Below are 15,458 nucleotides of genomic sequence, written 5' to 3'. Positions count from 1 at the left end.
GCAGGAGAAGTACCTGCTTGACCGAAAAGGCTCGAACATGAACATCCAGATCTTTGGCACCAAGAAAAGCTTCGACACCAAAAAGGCGCAGCGCTATTTCAAGGAGCGCCGCGTGAAATTCCAGTTCGTCGACCTGAAAGAGAAAGGCCTGAGCAAAGGCGAGCTCGAAAGCGTCGCTCGCGCGGCAGGCGGCATTGACGCGCTCATCGACCCGTCGGCCAAAGACGCCGACACGGTTGCGCTCGTGCAGTATCTCGGCGCCGACCAGAAATTCGATAAGGTGCTCGAAAATCAGCAAATACTGCGCGAGCCCATCGTGCGCAACGGACGCCAAGCCACAGTCGGCTATCAACCCGATGTATGGAAGGGTTGGGAATAGCCCCCAGCCGAATTGACGCGCGGAAAACCGTATTTCAAAGAGCGAGCGGCCCTTCGAAGCCTTATTATAAGACGATTTGAAATCTTTCAGAAAGGCAAACCATGAGCGATACCGCCCGCGCCACTTCGGGGTCCGAAACCCCGCGCGCCGTTTACGACGCAACCACCCTCGGCAAGCCGCGCATGTTTGTGCTGGGCATTCAGCATATGTTCGCGATGTTCGGCGCCACCATTTTGGTGCCGGTGCTCACGGGCCTTTCGGTAAGCGACACGCTGCTGTTCGCCGGCCTGGGCACGCTGCTCTTCCATATTCTGGCCAAGGGCAAGGTGCCAGCGTTTTTGGGCTCGTCGTTCGCGTTCATCGCAGGCTACGCCGCCATCGCTCCCAACGGCGAGGCCGAGCTTCTGCCCTACGCGTGCCTCGGCGTTGCATGCGCCGGCCTGCTTTATCTGGTGCTTTCGACGCTCTTCCGCGCATTCGGCCCCGCGCGCGTCATGCGTTTCTTTCCTCCCGTGGTCACGGGCCCCATCGTGATTTGCATCGGCCTCATTCTGGCAAGCTCAGCCATCGCGAACTGCTCCACCAATTGGGTCGTGGCGATTATCGCCATCGCAACCATCGTGGTATGCAACATTTGGGGACGCGGCATGGTGAAAATCATTCCCATCCTTATCGGCGTGGTGGTAAGCTACGCCGCCGCAGCCGCCATGGGCGAGGTTGATTTCTCGGGCGTGGCCGAAGCCGCGTGGATCGGTCTGCCGTTCAGCTGGGACAACACCGTATTCTCGCTGTTTGGCCCTAGCTTCGACACGGGCCTCGCCATTACCGCGATCATCACTATCATGCCGCTCGCCTTCGCCACGATGATTGAGCATATCGGCGACATCTCGGCGATCAGCTCCACATGTGAGCGCAACTTCATCGCCAACCCGGGCCTGCACCGCACGCTGCTCGGCGACGGCCTCGCCACCATTTTGGCCTCGCTGTTCGGCGCCCCAGCTAACACCACCTATGGCGAGAACACCGGCGTGCTCGCGCTAACCCGCGTGTTCGACGCGCGCGTCGTGCGAATCGCGGCGTGCTGCGCAATCATGCTTTCATTCAGCCCGAAATTCGCCGCCGTGATTGGCGCCATGCCTTCGTGCGTGATCGGCGGTGTGTCGCTCGTGCTCTACGGCATGATCTCGGCCGTGGGCGTGCGCAATCTCGTCGAAAACCACGTCGACTTCCAGAAAAGCCGCAACGTGCTCGTGGCCGCCATCGTGCTCGTGCTGTCCATCGGCATCGCCTACAGCGCGGCCGGCGCAATTACCTTCGAGGTTTCAGGTATCGTGATTTCGCTCTCGGGCCTGGCCATCGGCTCGCTCGCCGGCATCATTCTGAATGCGATTCTGCCCGGCAAAGACTACGAATTCGACGAGAGCGACATTGCGGAAGAGGAGCACGCGCTCACGCTTCAATAGACGGCACGCATTTTTCGAGGCCTGAAGCGCCATCGCGGCGCAACGTTTGTGCGACCTGCGGGCGTTGCGTGTGCGCTTCGTGTATTCACTGCCCCTTGACCAGGCAAAGGTGTTATACCCTTTGAGCACCTGAAACACACTCGAAACAAAGCGCCTCAAGCGCGGAAAGCGACGCCAGCGTCAATGAGCACCACAGACAACACCGCCTCCGCCTCGCCCGAGCTCGAAACAGCCAAAACCCCTGCACAGCCGAAAAAGACCAACAGCATCGACATGCTGCACGGCCCCCTTTTGGGCAAGATCATCATATTCGCCGTTCCGCTGGCGCTTTCGTCAATCATTTCGCAGCTGTTCAATTCCGCCGATGCCGTTGTCGCCGGACGGTTCATCAATAGCGGCGCCCTGGCGGCCGTCGGCGGCGTGGCGCCGGTCATCTCCCTGCTCATCGGCCTTTTCGTAGGCCTGTCGGTCGGCGCGAACGTCGCAATCGCCATTCGAATCGGTCATGGGCGCATGGACCTCGTGAAGAGCGCGGTGCAAACGACCGCCGTGCTCACGCTTGTATGCGGCGCCCTGCTTACCGTAGTAGGCATGCTCATAACGGGACCCATTCTCGACGCCATCGGCATGCCCGCTGAGGCAACCGAAGAGGCCGCGTGGTACTTACGCATCTATTTCGCAGGCAGCGTATTCTTCCTCGCATACAATTTCGGCTCGGCCGTGCTGCGCGCGAAAGGCGACACCCGCCGCCCGCTGTACGCGCTCGCTGCCGCGATGCTGCTCAACGTGGTGCTCAACGTAATTGCAGTCACTGTTTTCAATGCCGGTGTCATCGGCATCGCGATTGCGACCGACATCTCGAACGCGCTTTCCGCGGCTATCGTCATTCGAATGCTGTTGCATGAGGAAGACGCGTTCCGCCTTGAGCCACGCCACCTGGCCGTCGATGGCAAAGCGCTCAAGATGATTTTGTATATCGGCCTGCCATCAGGCCTTCAGTCGATGGTCTTTTCGCTTTCCAACGTCATTATCCAAGCAGCGATCAACAGCTTCGGCGCCGATTCCACCGCAGGCTCGGCGGCCACCATGAACTACGAGTACTACACGTACTTCTTCGTGAGCGCGTTTTCGCAAGCGGCCGTGACGTTTATCGGGCAGAACTTCGCCGCGGGCAATCTCAAGCGATGCGACTCCATCGTGCGCATTTGCATGGCGGCGGCGGTGCTGAGCGCCTTTACCCTGAGCGCGATTTTCGTTGGCCTGGGCAATATCTCGCTCGGCGCGTTCACGACCGAGGCCGCCGCGCTTGGCTACGGCACCATTCGCATGTGGCACGTTGAGCTGCTCGAATGCATGACATCGACCTACGAGGTGACCGCAGGCGCCATGCGCGGCATGGGTTGGTCGGTACTGCCCACCATCGTGGTTATCGTGGGATCGTGCCTACTGCGTATCGCGTTCATTTTCTGGGTGTTCCCGTCGATGAACGACTACACCTCGCTCATGAACATCTACCCCATCACGTGGACCGTCACCGGCACTACCATGATTGCGCTGTTCTTCTTCGCGAGGCATCGCGCCTACGCCGGCGTTCGCCAGGCGCAGGCGCAGGCCGCCAAGCACCAGAAGGCGGTCACGGCATAGGACGAGAACCGTAGCAGGCGAGAACCGCCGCCGCCAGCCAGGCGCGTTCAATTCGCCTTGCGCGCGTTCCCGCCGAAGCCGACTCGCGGGCTCCTAGCGAATGAAGCTGGTCATCGCGCCGGTTTCGGCAACAGGCGGCTCGATGCCGTTTTCGCGGCCGAGCTCGATGCACTTCAGCATCCATGCCATGTTGTGGCCGATATTGCGCATCGTGCGCATGCCTTCCTCATCGAGCGCGGCTTCGCCCGGCACGTGTCCGTGGACGCCGTTCCAATAGGTCGATGCCACAACGGGCATTTGCTTGATGGTGAAATATTTATTGAGCACGTCGAACGATGCCGTGATGCCTCCGCGGCGAGCCACAGCGATCGCCGCACCCGGCTTATGCTCGAATGCCGCCCCGCCTGCATAGAACGCGCGGTCGAGCACCGACAGAATGCGGCCGGTGGGATGCGCGTAATACACCGGCGTGCCGAATACGAAGCCATCGGCCTGCTGGGCGGCTTTGATGAGCTCATTAACCATGTCGTCATCGAATACGCATGCGCAATCGAGCTCGCCGCACTTGCCGCAACCAACGCAATCACGCACGGGAGCAGCGCCCAGCTGGAACACCTCCCATTCGATGCCGTGGCCTTCAAGTGCCGCGCCGACTTCGGAAAGCGCCGCCGCCGTATTGCCCTTCGACTTCGGGCTGCCATTGACCATAAGAACCTTCATGAGTCCCCCTTTATCCAACGAACCGCGCCAATCGATTCCGTCAGTCGGCGCTTTGAATTTACCTATCTTAACCCCAGCATCGCATTCAGAGGCACTTTCGTTTTCCAGCGGGCAATCTTCGCTCTACGTCTCCAAGCGTTGCGCACGAAAAACAGCCCAGACGCTGCGGGCGCCCCGGAAATAGCCGCAAGCACGACCAGACACTGCGCGATGCAAGCGGGCCACTGGACAATCTGGTCATAGGTCAAGCCGACCAACAGGAAAGACGCCCGCCCGACAAGCCAGCCAACGATCAGGCATCGGCCCCGTCGCACGCGAGGCAAAACGCCGCCGCGCTCGCAGCGAGACAAACGCACTTCGCGAGAGTCCTCGCCTCTTAAGCCTTTCGCACGCGCAACAAACGCCTAACGCTCATGTCATTGACCCAGCCGCGAAACCAGCTCTCCATTACCGTCAGAGGCAAAACCATCGATGGACTACGGTAGCGAGCTTTCGCGCATTACCCACGATACGGGGCAACCCGTCCGAAATCCTATCAACCCTTCCCTGCAAGCTCTCGCCACCGACCGCGCCAGGCGCTACAATGCAGACACCTTTTTGCGAAACGGAGGCCGCATGACGAGTCTTCTGTCCCATATCTCGGCGTTCGAATATTGGCGTCTCGTTGGCACGCCCGGTTTTGTTGTGCCCGAGCCGAGCCGCACGACCATCGCGCCGCCAAACTTCGCCGTTGCCGATTTCGATTGGCTTACCGGCATAGGCGCCCTGTCGCGCCCCTTGTATGGCCTCACCTCGGTTAAGCACAAGCGCACAAACGAACCCGCAGTACGACACGTCGCATATCAAGAGTTGCCGTTCGGGTCCATCTGCTCAATATCTCCCGAACAGCGCATCACGTCTCCCGAACTCACCCTCGTCCAAATTGCGCCCCTGTTGTCGTTCACCGAGCTCGTTTGCGTCATCTGCGAGTTTTGCGGGCTCTTCACCATCAACGAATCGCTCGAAAATCCCCTCGTCAAACGTGCGCCACTCACAAGCGTCGCGAAAATCGCCGCTTTTTGCCAACGAGCCAAAGGGCTTACAGGAATCGCAAAAACGACCCAGGCAGTGAAATACGCCCACGACCGCTCTCGCTCGCCCATGGAAACCGCGGCCATTCTCTTGTTCACCCTACCCCAGCAACGGGGAGGATATTCTCTTTCGGGCGCTCGGCTCAATCGTAAAATCGCACTGACTCCCAAGGCTCGCAAAATGGCGGGGATTGATCAACTTGAGCCCGATATCGCATGGCCGAAAGCCAAGATCATCGTCGAATACGACAGCAAAGCCTTCCATAACCAAGAAGCGCGAATATCGAATGACGCACGGCGCAAAAATGCCTTTACGACCTCGGGCTTCCAGGTCATAACTCTCACCTCGAGCCAGCTGAATTCAAAAACGGAGATGGATAAAATCGCGGCGCACATTGCCGCCGCCGCGAAAAAGCGCGTGCGCATCGCGAAGCCCGCAATGTTCTACACAAAGCAAAAGCTCTTGCGAATGGAGCTCCTTCATTGCGATGGGGCCCACAGAAAGCAACATGCCCTGTCGGAACGAGCCGGGCAACAGGTCGAGCGGACCAAAACAAGCCTAAGTTGGCTTGCCGACGACGACCTGGCGTAAACTAAAACGGCTAAACGTGACAAAAGTTGCGAATTCGGGGGCGTAAAACGCCCTATTTCGAGGAAAAAGAGTGCCGCAAGCTCCAATCGTCGCTCGCGAAGACCGCATCGGTCAACCGCGACCTGGGGTTTTGCAAGTCACGCAAATAAGACCTTGGGCTTGAGTGCCCCCGAATTCGCAACTTTTGTCACTTTTTGGGCATTCGCTTTACGCTAGGGGCTTTTCGACCCCTTTTTCGACTGTTGGAAATCGAGCGCCAATGGCGACCTTTCGTCAATAATGCAGAAGCGTTGTAGAGCACGTGGGTGAAATCGATAACTTACAAGCTATTGAACTGGGATAATAGTAAACAACCCGCATACAGCACCAATAAAAACCCAACCATGAGATTCATCGCCGTGTCTCGTTTAGCGCTTCACATCATTTAGCACCTTGCCTCGTTTAATGGCCTACCTCATTCAGCGCGTTACCTCATTTAGCACCTTGTATTGTTCAACACCTCGCTTCGTTCCGCGCATGCTCAGCAAAACTGCTATTATCGGGCTCATAGACACGCAATTCGTTGACGAGAGGAGGTGGGAGCGTTGTCTGCAAAACGTAAAAAGCATGCGCCGAAGTCGGGCGCCGTTTGGCATATGTCTGCTGACGAGGCGACCTTGGCCAAAAAGCCGCACTACAACGGCTACATTTGCGGCCACGGATCACATGGCGAGGCAAAATACAGCCGCACGAAATCGAAGCGCGCGTGGCAGAAGCAGCTCAAGCAGGAAGGAGCCCCGAGGGGCTCCTTCCTTTTTACCTTCTTCGTTCATTCGCGCTGCAGGAAACAAAAGAACCGTCAACCTGAAAGAGTCTGCACCGTAGCTGAAGCGCCCGCCGCCGGCAAAGAGCAGTGCCCGATTCGTCCAGAACATGAAGAAGGCATGCAAAACGCGACATGCGCATGAAGCAGAAAGCGCCCTGCGCGGCGCGCAAACGCGATTTGGCGTATAGTTAGTCCCCCATCACGGTCGAACTTCGCCGACCGTCCTCCAACCTAGAAAGAACTTCATGAGCACCATTCGCACCCTCACGCCCGGCATCGCAGTTAGCGCCGCGCTCGCCGTTGTCTGCTGGTTTTTGGGAACCGCCGTTCCTATCGTCGGCGGCGCAGTGTTCGCCATTCTCGCCGGCATGATCATCGGCATATTCTGGAAAGACAAAGGCTCATCGGCGGTAGGAATCAAGTTCACGTCGAAGAAAATCTTGCAAACCGCCGTCGTTTTGCTCGGGTTCGGGTTGCCGCTCACCCAAATCGCCCAAGTCGGCGCATCCTCGCTGCCCGTTATCGTATCGACCATCACGGCATCGCTGCTCACGGCATTCATCCTGTGCCACGCACTGCATGTGCCGAGTCGTACCGCAACGCTTATCGGCGTGGGGTCGTCCATCTGCGGTGGCTCGGCGATTGCGGCCACCGCCCCCGTCATCAAAGCTAACGACCAAGAGGTGGCCCATGCCATCTCGGTCGTGTTTCTGTTCAACGTTTTGGCCGCGCTCATCTTTCCGACGCTCGGCGACGCCATCGGCATGACCAACGACGGATTCGGCCTATTCGCAGGCACCGCCGTGAACGACACTTCATCGGTCACCGCCGCGGCGGCCGTTTGGGACGGCATGCACGAAGGTGCAAACGCACTCGATTACGCAACCATCGTGAAGCTCACGCGAACCTTGGCGATTATCCCCATCACGTTCGTACTTGCGCTCTGGGTTGCTGCGCGCGAAAAGAAAACCGCAGGTGAAAACGGGCAGCCAACCCAAAATGGCTTTAGCCTGAAGCGCGCGCTGCCGACGTTCATCGTGCTGTTCCTGTGCGCGTCGATCGTCGCCACCGTGGCGAGCGCAACTGGCATTGACATGGCTGTTTTCCAGCCCCTTAAGCTCGCAAGCAAATTCTTCATCGTTATGGCCATGGCCGCCATCGGCCTGAACACCGACGTCGTTGGGTTGGTGAAATCGGGCGCGAAGCCCGTCGTGCTCGGTGCCGCCTGTTGGATTGCCATCGCGTCGGTGAGCCTTGGCGCCCAGCACATGCTGGGCCTTTGGTAGCCGTGACTCATTTCGCTTTTCGTGAGAAAGCGGCTACACTATGGCGGAAGTCGTCATCCCGCACGCAGGCAGGGAGCGCGTCTAAAGACGACGGTACCGATCAACAGCGAAGTGCAGCAACCCGCACCAGGCGAGTGCGCGCCCTTGCTGGCCGTATGAAAAACGAAGGCATCGAGCTCGCTTACACGGGCCACTGCACTGGCGAGCGCGCCTTCAGAATTCTGCAGGAAGAGCTCGGCGAAGACGTCATCAAGGCAACCAAGAGCGGATTGCGCATCGAGTTGGACGAATAGAATCGAGCGAGCATGAATGCGAACCACGCACGACGCATGTCGGCACCCCTGAATGTTTCCAACAAAGACCAACTCTTCGCCGCCGATGAGCTCCGCGATCGCGCGTTGTGCGGATGCTCGCTGGCTGAACCAGGCACGACGCGCTTTGCGAAGCAAGGTGCGCACGACCCCACGCCCACACCGTACTTCATTTTGGAAAGCCTCTTTTCTGACCTGGATTTTTCCGAAGAATCCCATCTTCTTGACGTAGGGTGCGGCACGGGTCGCGTGCTGTCGTTTTTCGTTCAGTCGGAGCTCGCAGGCCACGCCACGGGCATCGAGCTCGACCCCGATATCGCCGAATACGCGCACAGCTGGGCGAGGCGTTTCGCCAACGTCGACGTACTCTGCGGAAGTGCGCTCGAAACCCCACTCGCCCCCTACACGCACCTGTACCTTTTCAACCCCTTCGATACCAACGTGCTTATGCGGTTCATCATGAAAATCGAAGACGAGGTGCGCCGCCCAATCACGCTTGTCCATATGTCCGATAACGGCGAAACATATTCTTACATCGGCCGCACCGGGTGGAGCCTTGTTCGCCAAGGCAAATTTCAAGAATATCGCACGGCAACGGGCAGAGCGGTTACCGTATACGCCCATCCGCAGCACTTCTCAATCTGGAAGTACGACCCCGAATCGTAGCGATTACGACAAGCAAGCGTGAGCAAGCGCACAATCGAGCCTGCGCAGGTTCGATTACGATGCGAACGAGCCTGCGCGAGACAAATCACGCTGCGAGCGCTGGCCAAATGCCATTCAAGCAGCGCCCGACCGCCAGGCATCGTTCGGAAAGCGCGCTTTCGAACTCGTAGCAACTCTTTTTTTCCATAATGCAATCTATAGTTGACATTATATCCCGTATGCAATATATTTCTGTCATGTTGCAACGGATATCTGTCCACAAAACGAAAGGAAACCCATGCCAGGCAAGAAAAACCTACGCATGAAGGCGGCGCGCGCGGCAGCCGGCCTTTCGCAAACCGACCTCGCCGAAGCCGTGGGCGTCACGCGCCAAACCATCGGCCTCATCGAGGCGGGCGGTTACAATCCCACGCTCAATTTATGCGCGGCGATTTGCAAAACGCTGCACGTCACCCTGAACGACCTGTTCTGGGAAGACGACGGCGACACCAACACCAACCCCTTCTTCTTTTAGGAGCGCACCATGAAGATGCAGAACATGAAAATCGTGCAAAAATGGCGCGAATACGCAGGCCCGAAAGACGAACGCCTGGAAGCCGAGAACGCCAAAATCTACAGTCTCGGTTTCATACTGCTCTCGTTCGGCATGCTGGCGCTGCTCGTATACCAAATCATAGCCCAGCAGGTTGCGTGGGTGCACAATGGCGGCAACGGCGCGTTCCACCTGTTCGCAAGCCCTGTTGATGCCGCCATGTACGCGTGGCTTTTCATCGTGCTGCTTGTATGCGCCGTGCTTCAAACGCGAAAGGGCTACGTCGACACCAACCGCTTTGGCCAAACCGATCGCCTTCCCGCGAGCTACTTTCTGCTCATCGCCGGCCTCTCGGGCGTCGCGAGCGCGCTGGCCATTGCTGCCATGCGCTGCATCGCAGAGGCGCAAATCGTGCCGTTCGAGAGCATTTTCTGGGCAGCAAACCTGGCGACGGGCGTGGTGTTTGGCATCCTGATTTTCGCCGCCACGTTCGGTGCGCTGTGTCTGGCGTTCTACGACGCGAAGCATCACCGCGCGAAAATCGAAGCGGAGCTCGACGCAACCGACGAACGATAACGCAAAGCGGAACTCGACGCCGCCGACGAATGCTGACGCGAAGCAGAATTCGACACCACCCGCAAATGTTAATGCGAAGCGAAGCTCGACGCCGCCGACAAGCGCTCGGTCGAAGCGGAACTCCACGCCGTCGACGAACATTAACGCAATAATTACCGAAGCAAAAACGCCCATCGCAGCGTGCCGCGTTATTATGGAGGGGGTTGCTCAAACCCCCTCTTTTCCGCATTCGGCCAAAGGAGCCCTATGGCTGAACGTATATACAGTTTTATCGAAACGCGGCTTCCCATGCCGCTCGTGTCCGCTACCGCTGAACCAGGCAAGCTCGACGAAGCCGTAGCGGCTATTGCCGCGCGCGATGCCGAGCTGGGCCGCATCGCCCAAGCGGAAGTGCACTACTTCCGCGGACAGCCCGAAGAAGCGCATGCCGACGCTGCGCCATTCTTGGACCACTCCGATCCAGCCTTGCGCATCTCGGCGAATTTCATTTGCGCATATGCAGATCTTGCCCTGGGGAAAATTTGGGAAACGAAAGAATGCCTCGCGGCCATCGCGGCAATGCGCGGCGATAAATCAATCGAGGCGACGCCAGCGCTGCATGCTTCATACATACTCTTCGACGCCGCCTCGAGCGTGCTCCTGCACCTGTCCACGCCCTACCCGCCAGGCACGTTCGCGAAACACATCGCCACACTGCCCGAAGGCCTGCGCCTTTTCGCGATTTACGCGCTCGCCCACCACGCGTACCTTTTCGGCGAATACGGCCGCTGCGTGGGCATGGCCGAAACCGCACTCATGACGAAACAGGGGCGCTACCCCATCGCGGAGCAGTTCCTGCACCTTGTCGCAGCCATGGGGCAGGTGAATCTGAAGGACGCCGAAGCCGCGCGACGCCATTTCATGGGAGCGTGGAACATTGCCTTAGCCGACAGCCTCGTTGAAGAAATCGCCGAGCACCATGGGCTTTTGCAGGGCGTGCTCGAAACGTGTCTGAAGGAAGACTATCCCGAACACTACGCGCGCGTGATCAACATTACCTATCGCTTCAGCGAGGGATGGCGGCGCCTGCACAACCCCGAGGCGGGCGCGCACGTGACGAGCGACCTCACCACCACCGAATTCAGCATCGCCATGCTCGCAAGCCGTGGGTGGTCGAACACCGAAATCGCCAACCATCTGGGAATTTCCACTGGCACCGTGAAAAACCGCCTGTCGATGGCATACGCGAAGCTCGGCATCGCAAGCCGCGCAGAGCTCACGAAGTACCTGTTGCAATAGCGCGCGGAGGAGCAGCGGCTCCGCGAAAACAAACGGCCGGATTGGCGAGCGACGCCAAAATGGCGCCGTCGTGCTCCCTGCCTTCGATGCTCTTCCGCGCAAACGAATCGATGCCGCCCTCGCTAGAATCGACAACTATAACCGCCCCGCGGCCTGGGTTTTGCCGTCGGCGTCGTGGCATAATCGATGGGAGAAACGGCACGAGCCCTAAGGCGAAGGAAATCATGCAGAACATCGACCACATCGAAGTGCGCGGCGCGCGCGTGCACAATCTGAAGAACGTAAACGTGGATATCCCGCTCGGCGAGCTCGTGGGCATTGCAGGCGTATCGGGTTCGGGCAAAAGCTCGCTCGCGCTCGGCGTGCTCTACGCCGAAGGCTCTCGCCGCTACCTCGAAGCGCTTTCAACCTACACGCGCCGCCGCATCGCGCAGGCCGGCAAAGCCTCGGTCGACGACGTTCGCTACGTGCCCGCGGCGCTCGCGCTGCACCAGCGTCCAGCGGTGCCAGGCGTGCGTTCCACGTTCGGCACTTCAAGCGAGCTTTTGAATAGCCTGCGCCTTCTGTTCTCGCGCGTCGGCAGCCACGTGTGCCCGCACTGCGGCGAGCACGTGCCGCCAAGCCTTAATGTTGCCGCCGAACTGCCCATCTCATGCCCGCATTGCGGCAGCGAATTCTTCGGCCCCGACGCCGAGTCGTTCGCGTTCAACAGCGAAGGAGCCTGTCCCACCTGCAGCGGAACCGGCATCGCGCGCACCGTAAACCGCGCCGCACTCGTGCCTGACGAAAGCAAAACCATCGACGAGGGCGCCGTGGTGGTATGGGGCACGCTCATGTGGGACCTCATGAAGCAGGTGTGCGGCGCCATGGGCGTGCGTACGAACGTGCCGTTTTGCGAGCTCACGGCCGCCGAACGCGACATCGTCTTCAACGGGCCAGCCGAGAAGAAGCACATCCTCTACAAGGCGAAGAAGGGCGAGAATTTCGCCGAACTCGACTTCACCTACTACAATGCCGTGCGCACCGTGGAAAACTCCCTCGCCAAGGCGAAAGACGAGAAAGGCTTGCGCCGCGTGGCGAAATACTTGACGGAAGGCCCCTGCCCCGACTGCGGCGGCTCGCGCCTGTCCGCGGCCGCGCGCGGGTCAATCGTTCGCGGCATCAATCTGGCACAGGCGTCGGAAATGACGCTCGATGAAGCGGTGACGTGGGTGGCAAGCGTGCCTGCAAGCCTCCCCGATGAGATGCGTCCCATGGCGAAATCGATTTGCGAGTCGTTCGAAAGCACGGCTCGTCGCCTGCTCGAGCTGGGTTTGGGCTATTTATCGCTCGACCGAGCAGGCGCGACCCTCTCCACCGGCGAGCGCCAGCGCGTTCAACTCGCGCGCTCGGTGCGAAATCGCACCACGGGCGTGCTGTACGTGATGGACGAGCCTTCTATCGGTTTGCACCCCGCCAACATCGACGGGCTTTTAGGCGTCATGCGCGACCTGATTGCCGACGGCAACTCGGTGGTGATGGTCGATCACGACACGCGCATCCTTCGCGCGGCCGACCATCTTGTCGAAATGGGCCCCGAAGCAGGCGCCCGCGGCGGCGCCTTGGTAGCGCAAGGCTCGGTTGAAGAAGTTGCAAACGATTCCGAATCAATTATCGGCCCCTATCTTTCGGGAGCCGCGCGCGTTGCGGCCCGGCCGAAAACATCCGCGGAACAGATGTTCGACCTGGGTCGTATCCATCTTGAGTCAAGCGGGCTTCACACCGTGAAGCCCTTCGCGATCGACATTCCCAAAGGCCGGCTCATTGCCGTGACGGGCGTATCGGGCTCAGGTAAAACGACGCTCGTGCTCGAAACTCTTATTCCCGCGCTTGCCGCAGCGGCGACAGGCGAAACGCTCCCCGAGCACGTCACCGCGATTGAGGCCGAGGGCATTCGCCGCGCGAACCTCATCGACGCCACTCCCATCGGCATCAACGTGCGCTCGACGGTCGCCACGTATTGCGGTGCGCTCGACGATGTGCGCCGCGCATACGCGCACACCGATTCCGCGAAAGCGACAGGGCTGAAGATGGGCGATTTCTCGTACAACACGGGAAGCCTTCGCTGCGCCACCTGCGACGGCACGGGACAAATCTCGCTCGACGTGCAATTCCTGCCCGACGTCGACATCGCCTGCCCCGATTGCCGCGGGTCGCGCTACGGAACCGCTGCCGAGAAAATTCGCCGGCCCGAAAAAGGCGCGCCCGATAACCAGGCGCTCAGCTTGCCACACCTGCTCGCGCTTTCCGTTGACGAGGCCCTTCCGCATGTAGCCGACGTCAAGAAGGCGCACGAAAAGCTGCAAACCCTGCATGACCTGGGCCTGGGATATCTCACGCTCGGCGAAGCCACGCCCGCGCTTTCGGGCGGCGAGGCACAGCGCCTGAAACTCGCAAGCGAGATGGGCCGCGGACAAGCCGATGCCGTGTTCGTGTTCGACGAGCCCACCATCGGCTTGCACCCGCGCGACGTGGAAACGCTCCTCGGCGTGTTCCAGCGTCTCGTTGAGCAGGGCGCTACCGTGGTGGTGGTCGAGCACGATCTCGATTTCATCGCGAACGCCGATTACGTGATTGACATGGGTCCACAGGGCGGCAAAGCGGGCGGACGCATCGTGGCATGCGGCACGCCCGAGGAAATCGCCGCAAACCGGGAAAGCATCACGGGACGCTATTTGGGAATCTAGGGCACAACCACCGCGACGGCGCCTTTGGTAAAGCTTGGCGGTTCGCGGAATCTTCTTTAACCCTTCCGCATTGCGCGTTTCTTTGCAGCAGGAATGCTAGAATCGTGGGAAAAGAACAGCTTCGCGAAATCGCAGCTGAAGCAAATACTTTCTAGCACGGCGCCACACCTGCCCGTTCGCAGCATCAACCGCGAACAGGCCCGATTGGGTCAAAGCGGAAGCCGCGTCGAGCCTTCCGCAAAAACCCTTTCGCCGCGACAACGAGCACTTGGAGGTCACAAATTGGTTCGAATCATCACCGACTCAACCTCGTCCATTCCCCAGGACATTCGCGCCGAGCTCGGCATCGAAGTCACCTCGCTCATCATCAATAGGAATGGCGAAGAGCTCGTCGAATCGGAAACCGACCTCGATGCCTTCTATAAAGATATCTACGAAATGGCTGACAACATTCCCACCTCGAGCCAGCCGCCCTTGGGCAAGGTTCGCGAAGTTGTCGAAAGCATCGCGAAAACGGGCGACGAAGTGCTCGGAATTTTCATCAGCGGCAAAATGTCGGGCACGTTCGAAAGCTTCGTCCACACAGCCAAAGAGGTCAAAAACGACCTCCCCAACTTCCGTTTCGCCGCCATTGACAGCATGACCAATTGCATGGAGATGGGCTGGCCCGTTATCGCCGCCGCAAAAGCCGCCAAAACGGGCGCCGGCCTTGACGACTGCATTCAGGCGGCGAACGCAAGCCTGCATTCCACGCGATTCGTATTCGCTCCCGAATCGCTGCTGTTCCTGCAGAAGGGCGGCCGCATCGGAAAAGCCGCCGCGCTCATCGGCAACATGATCAGCCTCACGCCCGTGCTCACCGTAAACGACGGCGAAGCGAGTACCTTCTCGAAGTGCCGCACGCAGAAAAAAGCTCTTGCGAAAATGCTCCAGGTGCTCGGCGAAGATACGGCACCGAGCGGCCTTAAGAACCTCGTCGTTCATTACATCGGCAGCAAAGCGCCGGCTGTGCAGTGGGCCGAAGAGAAGGTGGCGCCGTTCATCGGGTTCATGCCCCGTGTCGTGCCGGCGAGTCCGGTTATCGGCGTGCACGTCGGCCCGGCCATGGGCATCGCGTACGAATGCAACGCCCCCATTCCGAACAAGTTCCACGGCAGCGAACCGGAAATCATCGTATGCTAGCGATCGCGCCGCATAAACGCGGCGCGATTTTTCTGTCAGCGGTTGATGGGAACGCCGAGCGCATCCAAAATAGCCTCAAAACAAAGGACGTCGACATTCGAAGAGTGCGCGAGCAATGACTCGGTTGAACCTGAAGAAACTGCAGAGAAACAGCCTGCGAACTGGGCATATTCTGAACAATCGCTTGCTAGCCGTGAAAGACGCGCGCAAACGCGTCGCAACCAGAGA

Annotated in this window: 14 protein-coding genes; 13 read left to right on the top strand and 1 reads right to left on the bottom strand. The window is 59.4% G+C overall.

The features are described 5' to 3' along the window. The first annotated feature begins 37 nt into the window (after window positions 1-37). The 3 genes from Q0D41_RS06865 to Q0D41_RS06855 all read left to right on the top strand — a co-directional run bounded on the left by Q0D41_RS06865 (window position 38) and on the right by Q0D41_RS06855 (window position 3,486). A complete protein-coding gene (locus tag Q0D41_RS06865) occupies window positions 38-379 on the top strand; it encodes an arsenate reductase family protein (RefSeq protein WP_114615905.1) in 342 nt (113 codons plus the stop codon). 101 nt (window positions 380-480) lie between these two features. Then, window positions 481-1,842 (top strand): uracil-xanthine permease family protein, encoded by a 1,362-nt coding sequence (locus Q0D41_RS06860; RefSeq protein ID WP_294377120.1) that lies wholly within the window; start codon window positions 481-483, stop codon window positions 1,840-1,842. A gap of 183 nt (window positions 1,843-2,025) precedes the next feature. Next, complete coding sequence (locus Q0D41_RS06855; protein ID WP_294377116.1) at window positions 2,026-3,486, top strand: MATE family efflux transporter; 1,461 nt, start codon at window positions 2,026-2,028, stop codon at window positions 3,484-3,486. A gap of 93 nt (window positions 3,487-3,579) precedes the next feature. On the opposite strand, the gene Q0D41_RS06850 is transcribed toward Q0D41_RS06855, so the two are convergent. Further along, entirely contained in the window at window positions 3,580-4,206 is a 627-nt protein-coding gene (locus tag Q0D41_RS06850; RefSeq protein WP_294377115.1) for a flavodoxin family protein, read from the bottom strand. A gap of 933 nt (window positions 4,207-5,139) precedes the next feature. Between Q0D41_RS06850 and Q0D41_RS06845 the strand changes: the two genes are divergently transcribed. The 10 genes from Q0D41_RS06845 to Q0D41_RS06800 all read left to right on the top strand — a co-directional run bounded on the left by Q0D41_RS06845 (window position 5,140) and on the right by Q0D41_RS06800 (window position 15,230). Next, window positions 5,140-5,868: a DUF559 domain-containing protein gene (locus Q0D41_RS06845; protein WP_294377112.1), complete on the top strand. Its 729-nt coding sequence runs from the start codon at window positions 5,140-5,142 to the stop codon at window positions 5,866-5,868. Window positions 5,869-6,443: 575 nt separating this feature from the next. Then, window positions 6,444-6,815, top strand: coding sequence for a hypothetical protein (locus Q0D41_RS06840; RefSeq protein ID WP_294377110.1), 372 nt, complete (start codon window positions 6,444-6,446; stop codon window positions 6,813-6,815). A gap of 103 nt (window positions 6,816-6,918) precedes the next feature. Next, the gene (locus tag Q0D41_RS06835) at window positions 6,919-7,959 is read left to right on the top strand and encodes a YeiH family protein (RefSeq protein ID WP_294377106.1); all 1,041 of its coding nucleotides are present in this window, start codon (window positions 6,919-6,921) and stop codon (window positions 7,957-7,959) included. Between the two features lie 155 nt (window positions 7,960-8,114). Beyond that, the gene (locus Q0D41_RS06830) at window positions 8,115-8,252 is read left to right on the top strand and encodes a hypothetical protein (RefSeq protein ID WP_294377102.1); all 138 of its coding nucleotides are present in this window, start codon (window positions 8,115-8,117) and stop codon (window positions 8,250-8,252) included. Between the two features lie 12 nt (window positions 8,253-8,264). Continuing rightward, window positions 8,265-8,936, top strand: a complete 672-nt coding sequence (locus Q0D41_RS06825) for a class I SAM-dependent methyltransferase (RefSeq protein ID WP_294377100.1) — start codon at window positions 8,265-8,267, stop codon at window positions 8,934-8,936. 277 nt (window positions 8,937-9,213) lie between these two features. Further along, a complete protein-coding gene (locus Q0D41_RS06820) occupies window positions 9,214-9,450 on the top strand; it encodes a helix-turn-helix transcriptional regulator (protein WP_294377096.1) in 237 nt (78 codons plus the stop codon). 24 nt (window positions 9,451-9,474) lie between these two features. Then, a complete protein-coding gene (locus Q0D41_RS06815) occupies window positions 9,475-10,044 on the top strand; it encodes a hypothetical protein (RefSeq protein ID WP_294377094.1) in 570 nt (189 codons plus the stop codon). A gap of 246 nt (window positions 10,045-10,290) precedes the next feature. Then, window positions 10,291-11,322 (top strand): LuxR C-terminal-related transcriptional regulator, encoded by a 1,032-nt coding sequence (locus Q0D41_RS06810; RefSeq protein WP_294377092.1) that lies wholly within the window; start codon window positions 10,291-10,293, stop codon window positions 11,320-11,322. A 224-nt stretch (window positions 11,323-11,546) separates the two neighbouring features. Beyond that, a complete protein-coding gene (locus Q0D41_RS06805; protein WP_294377090.1) occupies window positions 11,547-14,048 on the top strand; it encodes an excinuclease ABC subunit UvrA in 2,502 nt (833 codons plus the stop codon). A 282-nt stretch (window positions 14,049-14,330) separates the two neighbouring features. Next, on the top strand, window positions 14,331-15,230 hold the full coding sequence (locus Q0D41_RS06800; protein WP_294377086.1) for a DegV family protein: 900 nt from the start codon (window positions 14,331-14,333) through the stop codon (window positions 15,228-15,230). Window positions 15,231-15,458 lie beyond the last annotated feature (228 nt).

The sequence above is a fragment of the uncultured Slackia sp. genome (assembly GCF_934630525.1).
In the GTDB taxonomy this organism is placed as follows: domain Bacteria; phylum Actinomycetota; class Coriobacteriia; order Coriobacteriales; family Eggerthellaceae; genus Slackia.
Note: the sequence above shows the minus strand (reverse complement) of the source record. Positions and strands in the feature narration are given on the sequence as shown.